This window comes from Pseudomonas sp. G7(2022), from assembly GCF_052660475.1.
In genome coordinates this window covers 4,287,297-4,307,525 of record NZ_CP109659.1, presented here as the reverse complement: position 1 = coordinate 4,307,525, position 20,229 = coordinate 4,287,297, and the positions used below count along the sequence as shown (strand labels likewise).

The 20,229-nt window shown below is 60.3% G+C and carries 13 protein-coding genes, 2 tRNA genes and 2 rRNA genes; 15 read left to right on the top strand and 2 right to left on the bottom strand.

The window, feature by feature from the left end; genetic code table 11:
- Window positions 1-16 precede the first annotated feature (16 nt).
- The 5 genes from NE357_RS19565 to mrdA all read left to right on the top strand — a co-directional run bounded on the left by NE357_RS19565 (window position 17) and on the right by mrdA (window position 5,729).
- Window positions 17-93: transfer RNA gene (locus NE357_RS19565), tRNA-Ile, on the top strand.
- 30 nt (window positions 94-123) lie between these two features.
- Window positions 124-199: transfer RNA gene (locus tag NE357_RS19560), tRNA-Ala, on the top strand.
- A gap of 247 nt (window positions 200-446) precedes the next feature.
- A 23S ribosomal RNA gene (locus NE357_RS19555) occupies window positions 447-3,340 on the top strand.
- A gap of 165 nt (window positions 3,341-3,505) precedes the next feature.
- A 5S ribosomal RNA gene (rrf, locus tag NE357_RS19550) occupies window positions 3,506-3,621 on the top strand.
- A gap of 215 nt (window positions 3,622-3,836) precedes the next feature.
- A complete protein-coding gene (mrdA, locus tag NE357_RS19545) occupies window positions 3,837-5,729 on the top strand; it encodes a penicillin-binding protein 2 (protein ID WP_169431247.1) in 1,893 nt (630 codons plus the stop codon).
- A gap of 12 nt (window positions 5,730-5,741) precedes the next feature.
- Here mrdA and NE357_RS19540 read toward each other — a convergent pair whose 3' ends face one another.
- Complete coding sequence (locus NE357_RS19540) at window positions 5,742-6,701, bottom strand: LysR family transcriptional regulator (RefSeq protein WP_169431246.1); 960 nt, start codon at window positions 6,699-6,701, stop codon at window positions 5,742-5,744.
- Between the two features lie 144 nt (window positions 6,702-6,845).
- On the opposite strand from NE357_RS19540, the gene NE357_RS19535 reads away from it, so the two are divergent.
- Genes NE357_RS19535 through NE357_RS19525 form a run of 3 tightly spaced genes read left to right on the top strand, consistent with a single transcriptional unit; the run spans window position 6,846 to window position 9,825 of the window.
- Entirely contained in the window at window positions 6,846-8,147 is a 1,302-nt protein-coding gene (locus NE357_RS19535) for an MFS transporter (protein ID WP_169431245.1), read from the top strand.
- Window positions 8,144-8,899: a class II aldolase/adducin family protein gene (locus NE357_RS19530; RefSeq protein ID WP_169431244.1), complete on the top strand. Its 756-nt coding sequence runs from the start codon at window positions 8,144-8,146 to the stop codon at window positions 8,897-8,899. The genes NE357_RS19535 and NE357_RS19530 overlap by 4 nt, the downstream gene beginning before the upstream one ends.
- Window positions 8,896-9,825 carry a 2-hydroxyacid dehydrogenase gene (locus NE357_RS19525; RefSeq protein ID WP_169431243.1) on the top strand — a complete coding sequence of 310 codons (930 nt, stop codon included), beginning with the start codon at window positions 8,896-8,898 and terminating at the stop codon, window positions 9,823-9,825. Before NE357_RS19530 ends, NE357_RS19525 begins: the two co-directional genes overlap by 4 nt.
- Here the strand turns inward: NE357_RS19525 and NE357_RS19520 are convergent.
- Window positions 9,819-10,754: a LysR family transcriptional regulator gene (locus NE357_RS19520; RefSeq protein ID WP_007953119.1), complete on the bottom strand. Its 936-nt coding sequence runs from the start codon at window positions 10,752-10,754 to the stop codon at window positions 9,819-9,821. The genes NE357_RS19525 and NE357_RS19520 overlap by 7 nt on opposite strands.
- A 162-nt stretch (window positions 10,755-10,916) precedes the next feature.
- On the opposite strand from NE357_RS19520, the gene NE357_RS19515 reads away from it, so the two are divergent.
- The 7 genes from NE357_RS19515 (at window position 10,917) to qhpG (ending at window position 20,216) form a co-directional block, all read left to right on the top strand.
- Complete coding sequence (locus tag NE357_RS19515; RefSeq protein WP_169431242.1) at window positions 10,917-12,227, top strand: MFS transporter; 1,311 nt, start codon at window positions 10,917-10,919, stop codon at window positions 12,225-12,227.
- A gap of 22 nt (window positions 12,228-12,249) precedes the next feature.
- Window positions 12,250-13,488 carry a Zn-dependent hydrolase gene (locus NE357_RS19510; RefSeq protein WP_169431241.1) on the top strand — a complete coding sequence of 413 codons (1,239 nt, stop codon included), beginning with the start codon at window positions 12,250-12,252 and terminating at the stop codon, window positions 13,486-13,488.
- 3 nt (window positions 13,489-13,491) lie between these two features.
- The gene (locus NE357_RS19505; RefSeq protein WP_169431240.1) at window positions 13,492-14,517 is read left to right on the top strand and encodes a histone deacetylase family protein; all 1,026 of its coding nucleotides are present in this window, start codon (window positions 13,492-13,494) and stop codon (window positions 14,515-14,517) included.
- Window positions 14,518-14,634: 117 nt separating this feature from the next.
- On the top strand, window positions 14,635-16,539 hold the full coding sequence (locus NE357_RS19500) for a sigma-54-dependent Fis family transcriptional regulator (RefSeq protein ID WP_169431239.1): 1,905 nt from the start codon (window positions 14,635-14,637) through the stop codon (window positions 16,537-16,539).
- Complete coding sequence (locus NE357_RS19495) at window positions 16,539-18,257, top strand: ABC transporter ATP-binding protein (protein WP_169431238.1); 1,719 nt, start codon at window positions 16,539-16,541, stop codon at window positions 18,255-18,257. Before NE357_RS19500 ends, NE357_RS19495 begins: the two co-directional genes overlap by 1 nt.
- Entirely contained in the window at window positions 18,247-18,924 is a 678-nt protein-coding gene (gene qhpE, locus NE357_RS19490) for a subtilisin-like serine protease QhpE (protein ID WP_169431237.1), read from the top strand. Before NE357_RS19495 ends, qhpE begins: the two co-directional genes overlap by 11 nt.
- Window positions 18,921-20,216 (top strand): flavin-dependent monooxygenase QhpG, encoded by a 1,296-nt coding sequence (qhpG, locus tag NE357_RS19485; RefSeq protein ID WP_169431236.1) that lies wholly within the window; start codon window positions 18,921-18,923, stop codon window positions 20,214-20,216. The genes qhpE and qhpG overlap by 4 nt, the downstream gene beginning before the upstream one ends.
- The last annotated feature ends 13 nt before the right edge of the window (window positions 20,217-20,229 follow it).

Here is a 20,229-nt window from a genome sequence, read left to right as displayed (position 1 = left end):
GAAGCAGCCCGAAATTGGGTCTGTAGCTCAGTTGGTTAGAGCGCACCCCTGATAAGGGTGAGGTCGGCAGTTCGAATCTGCCCAGACCCACCAATTTTGTGTGGGAAACGCCTGTAGAAATACGGGGCCATAGCTCAGCTGGGAGAGCGCCTGCCTTGCACGCAGGAGGTCAGCGGTTCGATCCCGCTTGGCTCCACCACTACTGCTTCTGAAGTTTGAAAGCTTAGAAATGAGCATTCCATCAGTGTGATGATGAATGTTGATTTCTAGTCTTTGACTGGATCGTTCTTTAAAAATTTGGGTATGTGATAGAAAGATAGACTGAACGTTACTTTCACTGGTAACGGATCAGGCTAAGGTAAAATTTGTGAGTTCTCTTAATTGAGAAATTCGAATTTTCGGCGAATGTCGTCTTCACAGTATAACCAGATTGCTTGGGGTTATATGGTCAAGTGAAGAAGCGCATACGGTGGATGCCTTGGCAGTCAGAGGCGATGAAAGACGTGGTAGCCTGCGAAAAGCTTCGGGGAGTCGGCAAACAGACTTTGATCCGGAGATGTCTGAATGGGGGGAACCCAGCCATCACAAGATGGTTATCTTGTACTGAATACATAGGTGCAAGAGGCGAACCAGGGGAACTGAAACATCTAAGTACCCTGAGGAAAAGAAATCAACCGAGATTCCCTTAGTAGTGGCGAGCGAACGGGGACTAGCCCTTAAGTGGCTTTGAGATTAGCGGAACGCTCTGGAAAGTGCGGCCATAGTGGGTGATAGCCCTGTACGCGAAAATCTCTTGGTCATGAAATCGAGTAGGACGGAGCACGAGAAACTTTGTCTGAATATGGGGGGACCATCCTCCAAGGCTAAATACTACTGACTGACCGATAGTGAACTAGTACCGTGAGGGAAAGGCGAAAAGAACCCCGGAGAGGGGAGTGAAATAGATCCTGAAACCGTATGCGTACAAGCAGTGGGAGCAGACTTTGTTCTGTGACTGCGTACCTTTTGTATAATGGGTCAGCGACTTATTTTCAGTGGCGAGCTTAACCGAATAGGGGAGGCGTAGCGAAAGCGAGTCTTAATAGGGCGTCTAGTCGCTGGGAATAGACCCGAAACCGGGCGATCTATCCATGGGCAGGTTGAAGGTTAGGTAACACTGACTGGAGGACCGAACCGACTACCGTTGAAAAGTTAGCGGATGACCTGTGGATCGGAGTGAAAGGCTAATCAAGCTCGGAGATAGCTGGTTCTCCTCGAAAGCTATTTAGGTAGCGCCTCATGTATCACTGTAGGGGGTAGAGCACTGTTTCGGCTAGGGGGGTCATCCCGACTTACCAAACCGATGCAAACTCCGAATACCTACAAGTGCCGAGCATGGGAGACACACGGCGGGTGCTAACGTCCGTCGTGAAAAGGGAAACAACCCAGACCGTCAGCTAAGGTCCCAAAGTTATGGTTAAGTGGGAAACGATGTGGGAAGGCTTAGACAGCTAGGAGGTTGGCTTAGAAGCAGCCACCCTTTAAAGAAAGCGTAATAGCTCACTAGTCGAGTCGGCCTGCGCGGAAGATGTAACGGGGCTCAAACCATACACCGAAGCTACGGGTATCACGTAAGTGATGCGGTAGAGGAGCGTTCTGTAAGCCTGTGAAGGTGAGTTGAGAAGCTTGCTGGAGGTATCAGAAGTGCGAATGCTGACATGAGTAACGACAATGGGTGTGAAAAACACCCACGCCGAAAGACCAAGGTTTCCTGCGCAACGTTAATCGACGCAGGGTTAGTCGGTCCCTAAGGCGAGGCTGAAAAGCGTAGTCGATGGAAAACAGGTTAATATTCCTGTACTTCTGGTTATTGCGATGGAGGGACGGAGAAGGCTAGGCCAGCTTGGCGTTGGTTGTCCAAGTTTAAGGTGGTAGGCTGAGATCTTAGGTAAATCCGGGATCTTAAGGCCGAGAGCTGATGACGAGTGTTCTTTTAGAACACGAAGTGGTTGATGCCATGCTTCCAAGAAAAGCTTCTAAGCTTCAGATAACCAGGAACCGTACCCCAAACCGACACAGGTGGTTGGGTAGAGAATACCAAGGCGCTTGAGAGAACTCGGGTGAAGGAACTAGGCAAAATGGCACCGTAACTTCGGGAGAAGGTGCGCCGGTGAGGGTGAAGGACTTGCTCCGTAAGCTCATGCCGGTCGAAGATACCAGGCCGCTGCGACTGTTTATTAAAAACACAGCACTCTGCAAACACGAAAGTGGACGTATAGGGTGTGACGCCTGCCCGGTGCCGGAAGGTTAATTGATGGGGTTAGCTAACGCGAAGCTCTTGATCGAAGCCCCGGTAAACGGCGGCCGTAACTATAACGGTCCTAAGGTAGCGAAATTCCTTGTCGGGTAAGTTCCGACCTGCACGAATGGCGTAACGATGGCGGCGCTGTCTCCACCCGAGACTCAGTGAAATTGAAATCGCTGTGAAGATGCAGTGTATCCGCGGCTAGACGGAAAGACCCCGTGAACCTTTACTATAGCTTTGCACTGGACTTTGAATTTGCTTGTGTAGGATAGGTGGGAGGCTTTGAAGCGTGGACGCCAGTTCGCGTGGAGCCATCCTTGAAATACCACCCTGGCAACTTTGAGGTTCTAACTCAGGTCCGTTATCCGGATCGAGGACAGTGTATGGTGGGTAGTTTGACTGGGGCGGTCTCCTCCTAAAGAGTAACGGAGGAGTACGAAGGTGCGCTCAGACCGGTCGGAAATCGGTCGTAGAGTATAAAGGCAAAAGCGCGCTTGACTGCGAGACAGACACGTCGAGCAGGTACGAAAGTAGGTCTTAGTGATCCGGTGGTTCTGTATGGAAGGGCCATCGCTCAACGGATAAAAGGTACTCCGGGGATAACAGGCTGATACCGCCCAAGAGTTCATATCGACGGCGGTGTTTGGCACCTCGATGTCGGCTCATCACATCCTGGGGCTGAAGCCGGTCCCAAGGGTATGGCTGTTCGCCATTTAAAGTGGTACGCGAGCTGGGTTTAGAACGTCGTGAGACAGTTCGGTCCCTATCTGCCGTGGACGTTTGAGATTTGAGAGGGGCTGCTCCTAGTACGAGAGGACCGGAGTGGACGAACCTCTGGTGTTCCGGTTGTCACGCCAGTGGCATTGCCGGGTAGCTATGTTCGGAAAAGATAACCGCTGAAAGCATCTAAGCGGGAAACTTGCCTCAAGATGAGATCTCACTGGAACCTTGAGTTCCCTGAAGGGCCGTCGAAGACTACGACGTTGATAGGTTGGGTGTGTAAGCGCTGTGAGGCGTTGAGCTAACCAATACTAATTGCCCGTGAGGCTTGACCATATAACACCCAAGCAATTTGCGTCGGCTCTCTAAACCAGAGCAACCAGATTGCGGTGTGTGAAGACGAAACGAACCGAAAGTTCGACGATCACAAAGCACCGAAAACTATCCCATACCCAATTTGCTGAAGCGAGGCCGTCCGGTCACGAGTCAGTACCCGAATTTCTTGACGACCATAGAGCGTTGGAACCACCTGATCCCATCCCGAACTCAGAAGTGAAACGATGCATCGCCGATGGTAGTGTGGGGTTTCCCCATGTGAGAGTAGGTCATCGTCAAGATTAAATTCCGAAACCCCAATTGCGAAAGCAGTTGGGGTTTTGTTTTGCCCGCAGGAAAGTGCTCGATGCGAGGGGGCGAGTGTCGCGATGGTAACCATTGGGGAAATCCCTCTGAAATGGCCGGCCGGTTTTTGGTATGGTGCAGCTCGTTTTTTAACGGACTGATGTCACGCTCAAGGATCGGCGCTCATTTTTGTCAAAGAGTTGCTGCAGAAATGCCTGAACCCATACCCATCAAGGATCACGAAAAAGAGACGCGCCTGGTCAACAAGCGGTTGATCGCCTGTGCTTTGTTCGTCTTTGCGATCAGCTGTGCGCTGGTGGTTCGCCTGTACATCCTGCAAGTGGTGGAGTTCGACTACCACTCGACTATCTCTGAAAACAACCGCGTCCATGTCTTGCCGATCCCGCCCACGAGAGGGCTGATCTACGACCGCAACGGCGTGCTGCTGGCTGATAACCGCCCGAGCTACAACCTGACGATCACCCGCGAACGTGCTACCAACGTCAATGAGGAGCTGGACGAGGTCATCAGCCTCCTGCATCTGCCCGCAGAGGACCGCACGGTTTTCGACAAGGCGATGAAGCAGTCGCGCCATCCGTTTACGCCGGTAACGCTGTTCTATGAGCTGACGGAAGAACAGATCGCCGTACTCGCCGTCAACGAGTTCCGTTTGCCGGGCCTTGATGTCGAACCGCAGTTCATCCGCAACTATCCGCTTGGTGCGCACTTCGCACACTCCATCGGCTATGTCGGTCGCATCAACGAAAAAGAATCCAAGACGCTCGACTCCGTCGAGTACCGGGGCACGCAATCCATCGGCAAGACGGGCGTGGAGCGTTTCTACGAAGCGCAACTGCACGGCCATGTCGGTTACGAGGAAGTGGAGACCAATGCTCAGGGCCGCGTACTGCGCGTGCTGAAACACACCGATCCGATACCAGGCAAAAACATCGTCCTGAGCCTCGACGTCAAGCTCCAGGAAGCCGCCGAAGCCGCATTGGGCGACCGTCGCGGCTCAGTGGTTGCACTGGATCCTTCGACCGGTGAAGTGCTGGCCATGGTCAGCAATCCGAGCTTCGACCCCAACCTGTTTGTGACTGGTATCAGTTCCAAGGAATATTCCGCGCTGCGTGATTCCATCGACCGCCCGCTGTTCAACCGCGTATTGCGCGGCCTATACGCGCCCGGTTCGACGATCAAGCCGGAAGTGGCCATCGCTGGCCTCGACACCGGTGTGGTCACGCCACAAACCCGAGTCTTCGACCCCGGCTACTACCAACTGCCTGACTTCGACCACAAGTATCGCAACTGGAACCACAGCGGCGACGGCTGGGTGGACATGGACGCGGCGATCATGCGCTCCAACGACACCTACTTCTACGACCTGGCGCACAAGCTTGGCATCGATCGTCTGCACGATTACATGGCGATGTTCGGTCTTGGCGAGAAAGTCTCGCTCGACATGTTCGAAGAGTCTCCGGGCCTGATGCCGTCCCAGGCCTGGAAGCGCGCCACCCGGCGTCAGGCCTGGTTCCCCGGTGAGACGGTGATCCTCGGTATCGGTCAGGGCTACATGCAGGTCACGCCGCTGCAACTGGCTCAGGCCACTGCGCTGATTGCCAACAAGGGTGTCTGGAACCGTCCGCACCTGGCCAAGACCGTCGACGGTGTTGCCCCGGTGGACGAACACCCGATGCCGAATATCCTGCTCAAGGATCCGCGGGACTGGGATCAGGTCAACCACGGCATGCAGATGGTGATGCACGACGCCCGTGGTATCGCCCGTGCCGCTGCCGCCGGCGCGCAATACCGTATCGCCGGCAAGAGTGGTACGGCGCAGGTGGTGGCGATCAAGCAGGGTGAGCGCTACAACCGCGAGAAAACCCTCGAACGCCATCGTGACAACGCCTTGTTCGTCGGGTTTGCCCCGGCCGAGCATCCGAAGATCGCAATCTCTGTGATGATCGAGAACGGTGAAGCGGGTGGTCGAGTCGCAGGTCCGGTGGTTCGGCAGATCATGGACGCCTGGTTACTCGATCAGGACGGCCACCTCAAACCACAGTATGCCGCGCCAACCAAGCCGCCGGGCGATCCCCACGTGTAAGCCACAGCAGCTTCACAGCACAGGCTCACGCAAGCTGAGCATGTGCTGGAAGCTGTCGAGGAACACGGTTTCCGCCTGAGTCATCTTCTGTTCGCGATTCCACAACAACTGGATATCGAAATCCACCACCCCGTCCTCCGGCGGCAAGCGCCACAGCAGACCCTGCTCGACATCCCGTCTTACCAGGTGAGTCGGCAGACAGCCAATGCCGAACCCTGCACAGATCAGACGATAAATTTCCTCGAAGCTGGTGGAGGAGGCGACGATCTTTCCGGTAAAGCCCTGCTGGTCACGAAACAGGGTCAACGGCGAAAGATTGCCGCCAAGCTGATCGCTGGTGAAGCTGACAAAGTTCTCCGCGGCAAGCTGTTCCAGCGTCAGATTCTGCTGCCCGAACAGTCGATGCCGCTGCCCGCAAAAGTACGCATAGCGCTCACGAAACAATACCCGTTGCTCCAGCCTCGGCTGCGGTAGACGACACAATCCCACTCCCACAGTGGCGGTCTTTTGCAGCAATGAACTGATGATGTTCGAGCTGCCCATCACTTCGACTTCCAGCTCGATTTTTGGATGAGTCTCGTGGAAGTCCGCAAGAAACTCATCGTAATGCCGCGCCTGGACGCCACTGACAGTGAGGATGCGAATCTTGCCCACCACGTCGTCATGACGGTTCTCGACCACGGTGCTCAAACGGGAAATATCGCCGTAGATATCCGCCGCAATCCGCAGGACTTCTTCCCCGGTTTCCGTCAGATCAAAGCGCCGCCCGCTGCGGGCAATCAACACACAATCCAGTTGTTCCTCGAGACGTTTCAACGCCTGACTGACCGCCGACTGCGTGATGTGCAATCGCGCAGCAGCACGGCTCATGCTGCCTTCCTGCCCGATCACCAGATAAGTGCGCAGCAGGTTCCAGTCGAGACGGTCGTTGAGAAAACGCCGGCCGATCCAGGGATTCGCGGAGGAAGTCATGTAGTAGCCACGCTAATAGTAAAGATAAGTTTTTGAAAATTGACTAATCCTGTCATGGAAGCGATAAAGCCCACAAGCGCCACAGAGCGCGACCGTCAGCCGCCTCGACACCTGCCCAAAACTATAAATACACAGGGTTCTTGCATGCACACCACCGCTCAGCCGCGTCGCGCCGCGGCCGCTGCCTTCATTGGCACGACCATCGAGTTCTACGATTTCTACATCTACGCCACCGCCGCCGCGCTGGTGCTCGGGCAAGTGTTCTTTCCCAGCAGCGATCCGGTGACCAGCACACTCGCCGCGTTCGGCAGTTTCGCTGTCGGCTTCATCGCCCGCCCGATGGCCGGGATGGTGTTCGGTCATTTGGGCGATCGTCTCGGTCGCAAGAAAATGCTGCTGGTGACCATGGTGCTGATGGGCCTGGCCACGGCGGGTATTGGTCTATTGCCGAGCTACGCCAGCGTCGGCATCTGGGCGCCCATCGGGTTGATCGTGTTGCGCTTGATCCAGGGCATCTCCGTCGGTGGCGAGTGGGGCGGGGCGGTGTTGATGGCCAGCGAACACGCGCCGGTCAAGCGCAAAACCTTCTATGCCTCGTTTGCGCAACTTGGCAGTCCGGCGGGTTTGCTGCTGGCATTGATCGCGTTCCGTCTGGTCACTTCACTGTCGCCAGAAGACTTCCTCGCCTGGGGTTGGCGTCTGCCTTTTCTTGCCAGTGGCGTGCTGATGATGGTTGGGCTGATGATCCGTTCCGGTGTGCACGAATCGCCTGAGTTCGCCAAGGCCAGGGACAACCATGAAACCGCCAGATACCCGGTGAAAGACGTGATCCGTCAGTGCTGGCGGCAGATTCTGTTCGCGGCCGCCGCCGTCACTATCGGCTCGGCCGGATTCTTCTTCACCAACACTTTCATGATCACCTACGTCACCCAATATCAGGGCATTGCGCGGTCGACCATTCTCGACTGCCTGTTCCTGGTGACGGTCATTCAATTGCTCTCGCAACCGTTGTCGGCGCTGCTGGCCGAGCGCATTGGCGAAGGACGGTTCCTGATGCTGGTCGCCTTGCTGTGCATGGTCACGCCGTATCCGATGTTCCTGCTGGTCGGTACCCAGAACATCTTGTTGATGACACTTGGCATCGCCGTCGCGGTGGTGATTCTCTCGGCGCTGTACGCGGTAATCGCCGGGTACATGACCCAGGCCTTCCCGGTACACCTGCGCTATTCGGGTATTTCCATCGCCTACCAGTTGAGCTGCGCGCTGGCCGGCGGCACCACGCCGCTGATCGGCACGCTGCTGGCCAGCAAGTTTTCCGGGCAATGGCTGCCGCTGGCGGTGTTCTTCACGCTGCTGTCGGCCCTGTCGTTGATCGGTGTCTGCGGCCTCGCGCGTCTGCGGGCCAACCCGGTCGTCCTTCATACCAACAAAGAGGTGTATTCGTGAGTAAGCCCGCCCACATTGACCCGATCGAATGGCAAGCCCGTTGCGAGCTCGCCGCGCTGTATCGCTTGATCGCGCACTTTCGCATGACCGACCTGATCGACACCCACATCACCCTGCGAATTCCCGGGCCTGAGCATCATTTCCTGATCAACCGCTATGGCGTGATTTTCGACCGCATGCGCGCTTCCGATCTGGTGCGCATTGATCAGGACGGGCGCATCGTCGACCCTGAATACGCCGGGCATCGGGTCAATGCTGCCGGGTTCGTGATCCACTCGGCGGTCCACATGGCGCGCCCGGATCTGAACTGCGTGATCCACACCCACACCGCTGCCGGCATGGCCGTCGCCGCGCAGAAACAGGGCCTGCTGCCGATCAGTCAACACGCGCTGAAGTTCTATGGAAAACTCGCTTACCACACCTATGAAGGCATCGCGCTGTCGCTGGATGAGCGCGAGCGTTTAATCGCCGACCTTGGCCCGCACCGGGCGATGATCCTGCGCAATCACGGCTTGCTGGTTGGCGGTTCCGGCGTGGCCCAGGCATTCCAGGAAATCCACTTCCTGGAGCGCGCCTGCCAGGCGCAAGTGCAGGCGCTGGCAGGCGGTTGCGAGCTGCATTTCCCGTCGCCGGAAGTCTGCGCCCACACCGCCGAACAGTTCGACCGCGATGAACAGGACAACATCATCGACCTGGCCTGGGAGGCCGCACTGACCCTGATCGAATCCCAGCGCGAGTCTTATCTCTCATGAACACCGTTGCACTGATGTCCCGCGACATGCTGTTGCTCAAACAATTGCAGGAAGCGTTCGCCCGTTGTGCGCCGCAGCTCTCGGCGGTACTGGCCGACGATCCCCGGGCGGCGGATGCGCAGATCGCGGCGTGCTGGTTTCCGCTGCCGGGCAGCCTTGCCGCGTTGCCCAATCTGCAGGTGGTTCACTCGGTGGCCGCCGGGATCGATCATCTGGAACACGATCCTTCATGCCCGGATCTGCCGGTGTGCCGCGTGGTCGATCCCGGCCACCGTCAAGGCATGAACGAGTACGTGCGCTGGGCGGTGATTCACTTTCATCGCGGCTTCGATCAAGTGTTTGAGCAACAGCGCCAACAGCATTGGGAGCGGCCTCTGCAACGCCCTGCACATGAATTCAGGATCGGTGTGATGGGCCTCGGCTCGCTCGGCAGCGCGATTGCCCAGGACCTGGCCAGCGCCGGTTACGAGGTGCGGGGTTGGGCGCGCAGCAGCAAAGATCTGCCAGGTGTGCAGGCCTTCGCCGGCTCTGACGCCTTCGACCCCTTCCTCGACGGCGTGGAATTGCTGATCAATCTGTTGCCGCTGACTCACGAGACTCGTGGCATCCTCAATCGCCAGACCTTCGAACGTCTGGCCAACGGCGCGGCACTGGTCAACGTCGGTCGCGGCGGGCATCTGAATATCGAGGATCTGCAGCAGGCACTGGCCCGTGGAAAACTGCGCGGGGCACTGCTCGATGTTTTCGAACAGGAGCCGCTGCCCGCCAGCCATTCTCTGTGGAAAACCCCGGGCGTGACCATCACCCCACATATGGCTTCGGCGGCCTCCCACGATTGCATCGCCGAGCAGATCGCCGAGAACTTTCGCCGTCTGAATGCCGGTGAACCGCTGCTCAACAGCGCGGATCGACTGCTCGGTTACTGATCCGCCAGACAGGCCTGCAAACGTTCGATGAACAGCGTCTCGGCGCGGCTCATGCGCTGGTCGCGGTTCCACAACAGATGAATGTCGACATCGGCAATTCCTTCGTGGGGCGGCAGGCGCCAGAGCAATCCGGCCTCGACGTCCGCCGCCACAACGTGTTCCGGCAAACAACCAATTCCAAATCCGGCGATCACCAGGCGGCGCACTTCTTCCAGGCTCGGCGATGACGCAACGATGCGTCCGCTGAAACCCTGTTGATCGCGAAAAATCGTCAGTGGCGAGAGCATCCCGCCAATCTGGTCGCTGGTGAAACTGACGAAGTTTTCCCGCTGCAAATCGCCTTCGCCGATGTCCTGCCGGCCGAACAGCGCGTGGTGTTTGCCACAGAAGAACGCATAGCGTTGACGCAGGAACAGACGCTGTTCCAGACGCGGTTGCGGGCGGCGATTGAGACTCAGACCGAGGGTCGCGGTTTTCTCCTGAAGGGCGCTGACGATGTCCGAACTGCGCATCACATCGACCTCCAGATCAACCCTTGGATATTGGCGATGGAAGTCTGCAAGGAAGTCATCGAAACGCTCGGAAAAGATCCGGCTGATGATCAGCAACCTGACCTTGCCGATCACTTCGTCGGCCGGTTGTTCCAGCAGACTGCTGACCTGGGACATCTGCCCATAGATCTCGCCGGCCAGTTCGAAGATCTGCTCGCCAACTTCGGTGAGGGCAAAGCGCGGGCCGCGTCGGGCGATCAACTGGCGGCCCAGTTGTTCTTCAAGACGCTTGAGCGCCTGGCTCACCGCCGGTTGCGTCAGGTGCAGACGCGCGGCGGCGCGGCTGATGCTCAGCTCCTGGCCGATTACCCGGAAGGTGCGCAACAGGTTCCAGTCGAGGCGGTCGTTGAGCAGGCGTTGCACATCGCGTTCGGCCATGGCGGCTCTCGATTATAAGGTGAAGTAATACTCGGAATAATAAATAGAAAATTGACTGATCATAGCCCCGGAACGATAAATCACCCCACGACAGGCGCCGCCAGAGCGCCTCGGATTTACGTTTTCCTCCTGCCAGAAAAACAATCAAAGGAGCCCGACCCCATGAAGCCCCACGCTTCGAACCAGCCGCGCCGTGCGGCGGCCGCAGCCTTCATCGGCACGATGATCGAGTGGTACGACTTTTACATCTACGCCACCGCCGCCGCGCTGGTGTTCGGCGCGCTGTTCTTTCCCTCCGACGATCCGTTGTTCAGCACCATGGCCGCGTTCGGCACCTTCGCCGTGGGCTTCTTTGCCCGGCCATTGGGCGGGATCATCTTCGGCCACATCGGCGATCGTATCGGCCGCAAGAAATCGCTGGTCATCACGCTGTTGATGATGGGCGTGGTCACGGTGTGCATCGGTCTGTTGCCAACCTACGCGCAGATCGGCGTGGCGGCACCGGTGCTGCTGATTGTGCTGCGCATCGTCCAGGGCATCGCCGTCGGTGGCGAGTGGGGCGGGGCGGTGTTGATGGCCGGTGAGCATGCGCCGAAGGGCCAGCGCAATTTCTTCGCTTCGTTCGCGCAACTGGGCAGCCCGGCGGGTTTGATCCTGTCGCTGTTGGCCTTCAGCGCGGTGACCCGTCTGCCGGAAGAAGATTTGATGAGCTGGGGCTGGCGCCTGCCGTTCCTCGCCAGTGCGCTGTTGCTGCTGGTGGGCCTGGCGATTCGCTTGGGCGTGAACGAGTCGCCGGAATTCCTCGCCAGCCGCGAGCAGGCCAGCAAGCAAATCAAGAAAGAGCAGGCGCCGGTAATGGAGGTTCTGCGCACCGCGTGGCGGCCGCTGTTGCTGTGCATCGGCGCCAACACCCTGGGCATCGCCGGGGTGTATTTCACCAACACCTTCATGATCGCCTACACCACTCAGCAACTGGCGCTGCCGCGTTCGCTGATTCTCGAATGCCTGTTCTTCGTCGCGATCATCCAGTTCTGCATTCAGCCGCTGGCTGCGTGGACGGCACAGAAGATCGGCGCGACGCGTTTCCTGTGCCTGGTGTCGCTGCTGGCGATGGCCTCACCGTATCCGATGTTCGTGCTGGTGAGTTCGGCCCAGGCGCCGCTGATCATCCTCGGCATCGCGCTGGCGGTGGTGTGCATGGCCTCGTTCTACGCGGTGATTGCCGGCTACGTCAGCGGCATGTTCGAGACCCGCGTGCGCTACACCGCGATCTCCCTGACCTATCAGATCTGCGGCGCGGTGGCCGGTGGGCTGACGCCGCTGATCGGCACGATGCTCGCACACAAGTTCACCGGGCAGTGGTGGCCGATGGCGGTTTTCTACAGCCTGATCGCCGGCATTTCGCTGGTTTGCGTGCTGTCCCTCGCCCGTCGTCATGCCAGCGCCCATCGTGCGGAAATGGCCAATGCCTAACCCGGAATGTCAGGAGAACCTCATGTTGAAAATCAATGGCCAGCGCCTGTGGGCGAGCCTGATGGCCATGGCCGAAATCGGTGCGACAGCCCGAGGCGGCAGCTGCCGTCTGGCTTTGAGCGACGAAGACAAGGCCGGTCGCGAACTGTTTGCGCACTGGTGCCGCGAAGCCGGCATGACCCTGAGCGTGGACGCCATCGGCAACCTGTTCGCCCGTCGCGCCGGCACCGATCCGGACGCTGCGCCGGTGATGATGGGCAGCCACCTCGACACCCAGCCCGAGGGCGGGCGATTCGATGGTGTCTACGGTGTGCTCGCCGGACTGGAAGTGGTGCGTTGCCTCAATGACCAGAACATCCAGACCCGCAAACCGCTGGAGGTGGCGGTGTGGACCAACGAAGAAGGTGCGCGCTTCACCCCGGCCATGTTCGGTTCGGCGGTGTTCACCGGGATCATGGAACTGAACGCCGCGCTGGCGGTGCGCGATATCGATGGCGTGAGCGTTGCCGAGGCTTTGCAGCGTACCGGTTACGCCGGTGAACGTCCGTTGGGCGGTGCGGTGGATGCGTATTTTGAGGCGCATATCGAGCAAGGCCCGATCCTCGAAGACAACGCCAAAAGCATCGGCGTAGTCACGGGCGGTCAGGCGATCCGCTGGCTCGATGTGCGCGTGGAAGGCATGGCCGCCCACGCCGGCACCACGCCGATGCCGCTGCGCAAAGACGCCTTGTACGGCGTGGCGCGGATGATTCAGGCGATTGAAGGTCTGGCCGCAGATTTTGCCCCCGAAGGCCTGACCACGGTTGGCGAATTGAACATCAACAAGTCCTCGCGCAACACCATTCCGGGGCTGGTGAATTTCACCGTCGATCTGCGTCATCACCGCGACGACGCCATTGCCGCCATGGAGCAACAAGTCCGCGCCCGGTTGCAGGCGATTGCCGATGGGCGAGGCCTGAACCTGACGATCACTCCGCACTGGATCAGCCCGGCCACACCGTTCGACGCCGAATGCGTGGCGGCGGTGCAAGAGGCGGTGGATGCGCTGGGCTACGCTCAGCAGTCGATTGTCAGCGGCGCCGGGCATGACGCGATCCACTTGGCGCGTTACTGCCCGACGGCGATGGTGTTCATTCCGTGCGTTGGCGGCCTGAGCCACAACGAAGCCGAAGACGTGCTGCCCGAAGATGTGAAGCAGGGCACCGATGTATTGCTTAACGCCGTGCTGGCTCGCGCCGGTCGAATCGAACAGGGAGCCTGAACCATGCGCAGTTTTTTCCACCCCGAACAGTTGCTCCACCATCCACGCAGCTATTACTCGCGCGGGCAGATGCGTACGCCGCAGGAAGTCCCCGAGCGTGCGCAGCGTCTGGTGCAGGCCGCCCACGGTTTGGGCTTCAGTGTCGAGCAACCCGTCGATGCCGGCCTCGCGCCGTTGCTGGCGGTACACGGTGCGCCGTATCTGACGTTCCTTCAGGAAGCCCACGCGCGCTGGAAGGAAATCCCCGAAGACTGGGGCGACGAGGTGATGTCGAACATTTTCGTCCGCGAGCCCAACGCCTTGCGCGGCATTCTTGCCCAGGCGGCGCGCTATCTGGCGGACGGCAGTTGCCCGGTCGGCGAGCAGACCTGGCGCTCGGCCTACTGGTCGGCGCAAAGCGCAGTGGCCGGGGCTCAGGCGCTGATCGATGGCGAGCCGGCCGCCTACGCCTTGTGCCGTCCGCCGGGGCATCACGCCCGGGCCGAGGCGGCAGGCGGTTTCTGCTACGTGAACAACGCAGCGGTGGCGGCGCAGGTATTGCGCGACAAGTTTGAAAAAGTCGCCGTGCTCGACACCGACATGCACCACGGGCAGGGCATCCAGGAAATTTTCTACGACCGCGATGATGTGCTCTACGTCTCGGTGCATGGCGATCCGACCAACTTCTATCCGGGCGTCGCCGGGTTCGCCGACGAACGCGGCAGCGGCGCGGGGGAGGGCTTCAACCTCAACCTGCCGATGGCCCATGGTTCAAGCGAAGCGGATTTCCTCGGGCAACTGGACGTCGCATTGAACGCGGTGCGCGAATTCGGCGCCGAGGTGCTGGTGCTGTCGCTGGGGTTCGACATTTACGAGCTGGACCCGCAAAGCAAAGTCGCCGTGACCCGTGAAGGCTTTGCGGTTTTGGGCGAACGGATCCGTCGCCTGGGCCTGCCATGCCTGATCGTGCAGGAGGGCGGTTATCACCTGGAAAGTCTCGAAGACAACGCCCGGGCATTTTTCGTGAATGCCGAGGTGTGGCAGCGCTGAGGCAATCCACCTGCCGAAGCGCCCTGTGGTGCTTGCCATCGCCCTGACGTTAACGTAAACATTGGCGTCAGGGCGCTGAAGTAAAGAAGCGCAAAGCGGACCGCTCCGGAGCGCTTGATGACTCTTATAAAAACAACCGATCCCAAGTCTCACCACGAAGCCCGGCTGGCCAGGGAAAAACTCCATCTCGAAGGGCAAGTCCCGGATGGCGTGTTGCGTGCCGAGATCGATGCTTCGTGGCGGCGCAGCCTGAGCCACGGCGTGCATTTCAATGGCAAACATGAGCTGACGCTGGAGTCGAGCGCGAGTCTCGAGGTGTTGCTGGCGAGCAACCGCCTGCTGATCGATGCGGCGATACCGACCATCGATTACCTGGCCGAACGTCAGGGCAAGGAAGGCCTGATCATCCTCGCCAATTCCGACGCCACTATCCTCGCCGTCGAAGGGCGTGCCGACCGGCTCAAGGGCAGCGGCCTGCAGGACATTACCCTCGGTGCCTGCTGGAGCGAAGCCGCCCGTGGCACCAACGCCCTCGGCACGGCGCTGGTGGAAGCGCGGCCGACCCTGATCGATTGCGGCGAACACTACCTCGACCGCCTCACCGATTTTTCCTGCACCTCGGTGCCGATTCATTGCCCGCAGGGCGAAATTCTCGGCGTCCTCGACCTGACCCGCGAAGGCCCGCTCGGCCGCGTCCACGACAGCACCGCGCTGCTGAGCATGGCGGTCAGCCAGATCGAGAGCCGGGTGTTCAACAACAGTTTTCCCGATCAGATTGTCCTCGCCTTCCACAGTCGCCGGCAGTATCTGGAATCACCGTGGCAAGGCTTGTTGGCGGTCAGTCTCGGCGGGCAAATTCTGGCGGTCAGCGCCCAGGCCTGTCAGTTGCTGCGGGCCGAGCGTTCGGCATTGGTCGGCAAGCGCTGTGAGGAATTCCTCGGGGTCGATGGCGTGCAGTTGCTGACCCGTCTGCAACAGGGTGGCGTCGGCAGTGTGCAAACCGCCAAGGGCGAGTTTTTCTACAAGACCCTGCGAGCCCCGGCGCGCTCGGTCAACCTCGGCGGCCCGCCGCGCAGCGTGGCGAAAACCGCCAAGGCGCAACCGGATCTGGAAGCACTGGCCGGCAACAACGCCCGCTACGCCCGAGCCCTGCGCATGGCCCGCCAAGGCCTGGCCAATGAACTGCCGGTGCTGCTGCTCGGCGAAACCGGCACCGGTAAAGAAGTGATCGCCCGCGCTCTGCACCTGGCCGGCAGTCGCAGCGACAAACCGTTTGTGGCCGTGAACTGTGCAGCGATTCCCGAAGGCCTGATCGAGTCGGAGCTGTTCGGCTACCGTGAAGGCGCGTTCACCGGATCGCGTCGGGGCGGCATGATCGGGCGGCTGCAGCAGGCCCATGGCGGCACGTTGTTCCTTGATGAAATCGGCGACATGCCGCTGGCCCTGCAGGCGCGTTTGCTTCGCGTTTTGCAGGATCGCAAGGTTGCGCCGCTGGGGGCGGGGGAAGAGCAAGACATCGACGTCGCGCTGATCTGCGCCACCCACCGCGATCTCAAGCGTCAGGTCGAGGACAAGCAATTTCGCGAAGACCTGTTCTACCGGGTCAACGGCATCAGCGTGATGCTCCCGGCCCTTCGCGAGCGCGAGGACTTCAGCGCGCTGGTCGCTCGGCTGCTGGGCAAACTCGACGCCCCGAACGCCGTGCTGCACGACGACCTCAATCGCCTGCTCGCGGGTTACCACTGGCCGGGCAACATCCGCCAACTGGAAATGGTCCTGCGCACCGCGCTGGCCATGCGCGAGCCCGGTGAAACCGTGCTGACCCTCGATCACCTGCCCGACAGCATGCTTGACGAACTCTCCGCCACCGAGAAACCCCAGACCGGCAGCATTCGCGAGCACGAACTGGAGATGATCCGCCAGTCCCTCGACACCCATCAGGGCAACGTCTCGGCCGCCGCCGACGCCCTTGGCATCAGTCGTGCGACCCTGTACCGCAAACTCAAACAGTTGCGCTCGTGATGCAGCGCCTGTTCGTGCGGCTGATCGACAGCCAGAACCCCGCCGCGCTGCAAGCGGCGCTGCGCTGGTTGTACGGTTTCGTGCGGCCGCAGCGGCTGGCGATTGCCGGCCTGCTTGGTCTGTCGGTGTGCGCGTCGCTGCTGGTGCTGGTGCAGCCGTGGCTGGTCAAACTGCTGATCGACGACGGGTTGCTGGCGCGCAATTTCCCGATGCTGGTGCTGATCGCGGTGCTGATGATCATCGCCGGGCTGCTCGGCACCGCATTGTCGGGGATCAACCGCTATCTGCACACGCGGCTGTCCGGGCGGATTCTGTTTGCCCTGCGCGACGACCTTTATCGGCATTTGCAGAAACTGTCGCCAAGCTTCTATGGGCAGCGGCGGATCGGCGATCTGATGTCGCGGCTCGACGGCGATGTGGCCGAGATTCAGCGCTTCGCCGTGGACTCGTTGTTCTCGGCGGTATCGAGCGTGATCGGCCTGGTGGTTGCGATTGCGATGTTGTTCACCTTGTCGTGGAAACTGTCGTTGCTGGCGCTGGTGCTGATCCCGCTCGACGTGCTGTGGCTGCGCTGGATGCGGCGTAAGGTCGAGCGCGATGTGCGACAGTTGCGCGAGCGTTCGGCGGACATGTCGTCGTTCATGGTCGAGACCCTGCCGGTGATGAAGTTCATCCAGTCCGCCGGCCAGCAGCAGCGTGAAGCGCGGCGTCTGGAAAGCCTCGGGCAGGGTTACATGAACCAGTTGCTGCGACTGCAGGTCACCGAATTTTTCACCCAGGCCGTGCCGGGCACGTTGACCTCGCTGTCCCGCGCCTGCGCGTTTCTGATTGGCGGTTATTGGGTGGTGCAGGGCACCTGGCAACTCGGCGCCCTGATCGCGTTTTCCACCTACCTGGGGATGGCGGTCGGGCCTGTGCAGAGCCTGTTGGGTTTGTACGTGGCGATCCAGCGCATGACCGTCAGCCTAGGTCGGGTCATGGAGTTGCGCGGCGAAGAACCCACGGTGTTTTCACCGGCCACGCCGAAACCGTTTCCGACTTCGGGCGAGCTGCGTTTCGACGCGGTGCATTTCAGCCATCCGGGCCGCCCAAGTACGTTGAGCGGCATCGAGGCGACGATTCCCCACGGTTTGAAAGTCGCCTTGAGCGGCGGCTCCGGCGTCGGCAAATCGACGCTGATCGATCTGCTGCAACGGCATCACGATCCGCAGTCCGGGCGGGTGCTGCTTGGCGAAGTGGATTTGCGCGAACTGGAACTGTTCGAACTGCGTCGACGCATCGCCGTGGTCAGTCAGGACATCGTGCTGTTTCGCGGCAGCCTCGCCGACAACCTGGCTTACGCGGTGCCGGACGCCAGCCGCGAAGCTATCGCCGAAGTCGCACGGCTGGCGCAACTCGACAGCCTGATCACGTCGTTGCCCGAAGGCCTCGACAGCCCGTTGGGAGAGCGCGGTCAGCAATTGTCCGGCGGGCAGAAACAGCGCATCGCGATTGCCCGGGCGCTGTTGCAGGACCCGCTGATTCTGGTGCTCGACGAAGCCACCTCGGCAGTGGACGAGGCGACCGAACGCGAAGTGATCGAAGCCATCGACCGCTTGTTTGCCGGGCGCACACGGATCCTCATCAGCCACCGGCCGTCGACCCTGGCCGATGCCGATCTGCGTTTCGAGTTGCTCGACGGTGTGCTCATTTCGAAAACGGTGCTGCATGAAGCCTGAATTGCGTATCGGCGTGGTCGACAGCGGACACTCGGCGGCGCAACGGGTGCAGGTGATTGCCGGGCGACGGTTCTCGTTGCTGGAGGACGGCTTGGCCGAATCGGATTTGCGCGACGATCCGCTCGGGCATGGCAGTGCGGTGATCGAAGCGATCAGCCGACGGGCACCGGCCGCTCGGATTTGCGTGGCTCAGGTGTTCGATCAGCGCGGCGTCACCAGCGCCTTACAGATTTCTGCGGCCATTGACTGGCTGGTGGCGCAGGACGTGCGGCTGATCAATCTGAGTCTGGGCCTGCATCAGGATCGCAGTCTGTTGCGCGAAGCCTGCGTAGCGGCGGTAGCCCGTGGGGTTCTGTTGTGTGCGTCGAGTCCGGCGCAAGGTGCGGCGGTGTTTCCGGCCAGTTATCCGCAGGTGCTGCGGGTGACCGGCGATGCGCGTTGTACCGATGAACAGTGGTCATGGCTCGACAGTGCGCAGGCGGATTTTGCCGCGTGTGTTCGCGGTACTTATCCGGGGCAGTCCGGGGCCAGTCTGGGGTGTGCCGCGTTGAGCGGGCATATCGCCGGCTATCTGCTGGCGCATCCACAGGCGAGCAACGCTGAAGTGCTCGATTGGCTGAAACAGCACGCTCGTTATCGCGGCCCTGAACGGCGTTTCGGCCCATGACGTCGATCCTTATTCTCGGTGCCGGACCGGCTGGCGCGGCGGTGGCATTGGGATTGCGACGACTGGGTCACGCCGTGACGCTGGTCAGCGAGTGGCGCCGGTTTGCGGCGCTCGAAGGCGTGTCGCAACGGGTGCTGGAGGCGCTGCGAAGTGCCGGGTTGAATCATGCTTTGGCGAATGCCACGTTGCCGTCCCAAAGGCAGGTTGCGTGGAACGGTCAGCAGCATGCGCAGAACATCGAGTTCCTGCTGGATCGTCCCACTTTTGATCGCGGCTTGCGCGAAGATCTGCGGTTGGCCGGGGTCGAGGTGATTGAAGGGCGAGTCCTGAATGTTCACTCCTCAGCGGACGGTCATCGGGTGGAACTCGACGGCGGCCAGAGGCTGACGGCGGATTTTCTGGTGGAAGCCCGTGGGCGGCAAGCACCGGCGTCCGGCAGAGGTCTGCGCGGGCCGGAGGCGGTCAGCCTGCTCAATCGCTGGCAAGGCACGCCGGGCGTGACTGCCAGCGCCGTGGAGAGTCTTGAAGACGGTTGGGCGTGGATGGCTCGACGGGACGATGGCCAATGTTATTGGCAATGGACGGTGGACGTGGCCAGCGCCCAATTACCGGGCAAGGCGCAGTTGCTCGATTACTGCCGTGCGCGGCGTCAGGCCTCGGATTTTGCTCAAGCGTTTTTTGCCGGTGGACAGGAGTCGGAGTTGCAACTGCACGCTCGCAGCAGCACCGCGATTCTTGCGCCACAGGTCTGCGGTGATAACTGGATTCGCGTGGGCGATGCGGCGATGGCGGTGGACCCGCTGTCGGGCAACGGGATTTTTCAGTCGTTGTCCTCGGCGTTACAGGCGCCGCTGGTGATCAACACGCTGTTGCGCAAACCCGAGCGGGCGGCGCTGGCGCAACGGTTTCACCAGCAGCGTGTGGAGCAGTTGTTCCTGCGCTTTGCGCGGATCGGCCGGGACTTTTATGCCGATGAACAGCGCTGGCTCGATCAGCCGTTCTGGCAGGCACGACGACAATGGCCGGACGCGGAAGTGGCCCATGCGTCAGCGGATTTTGCCGCGCTGCGCATCGAGCGGATGCCGGTGCTGCGTGATGGTTTTGTCGATGAAGCCGAGGTGGTGATCACGGCGGATCAGCCGCTGGGGATCTGGCATGTGCAAGGTATAGAGCTGGCGCCGCTGGTGCGGCGGTTAAGCGATGAGCCGGCGGATCAGGTGTTGGCGGGGTTGACGCTTGAGCAGGGGCGAGCCGTTCGCGGGTGGCTGTTGGCCCAGGGTTTCAAACCCTGAGCCGTGAGCCCAG

What these genes read in the sequence shown, in the direction of transcription:
- mrdA (WP_169431247.1), top strand. Translation starts at nt 3,837, where the DNA reads ATGCCTGAACCCATACCCATCAAGGATCACGAAAAAGAGACGCGCCTG.
- NE357_RS19540 (WP_169431246.1), bottom strand. Translation starts at nt 6,701, where the DNA reads ATGACTTCCTCCGCGAATCCCTGGATCGGCCGGCGTTTTCTCAACGAC.
- NE357_RS19535 (WP_169431245.1), top strand. Translation starts at nt 6,846, where the DNA reads ATGCACACCACCGCTCAGCCGCGTCGCGCCGCGGCCGCTGCCTTCATT.
- NE357_RS19525 (WP_169431243.1), top strand. Translation starts at nt 8,896, where the DNA reads ATGAACACCGTTGCACTGATGTCCCGCGACATGCTGTTGCTCAAACAA.
- NE357_RS19520 (WP_007953119.1), bottom strand. Translation starts at nt 10,754, where the DNA reads ATGGCCGAACGCGATGTGCAACGCCTGCTCAACGACCGCCTCGACTGG.
- NE357_RS19515 (WP_169431242.1), top strand. Translation starts at nt 10,917, where the DNA reads ATGAAGCCCCACGCTTCGAACCAGCCGCGCCGTGCGGCGGCCGCAGCC.
- NE357_RS19510 (WP_169431241.1), top strand. Translation starts at nt 12,250, where the DNA reads ATGTTGAAAATCAATGGCCAGCGCCTGTGGGCGAGCCTGATGGCCATG.
- NE357_RS19505 (WP_169431240.1), top strand. Translation starts at nt 13,492, where the DNA reads ATGCGCAGTTTTTTCCACCCCGAACAGTTGCTCCACCATCCACGCAGC.
- NE357_RS19500 (WP_169431239.1), top strand. Translation starts at nt 14,635, where the DNA reads ATGACTCTTATAAAAACAACCGATCCCAAGTCTCACCACGAAGCCCGG.
- NE357_RS19495 (WP_169431238.1), top strand. Translation starts at nt 16,539, where the DNA reads ATGCAGCGCCTGTTCGTGCGGCTGATCGACAGCCAGAACCCCGCCGCG.
- qhpE (WP_169431237.1), top strand. Translation starts at nt 18,247, where the DNA reads ATGAAGCCTGAATTGCGTATCGGCGTGGTCGACAGCGGACACTCGGCG.
- qhpG (WP_169431236.1), top strand. Translation starts at nt 18,921, where the DNA reads ATGACGTCGATCCTTATTCTCGGTGCCGGACCGGCTGGCGCGGCGGTG.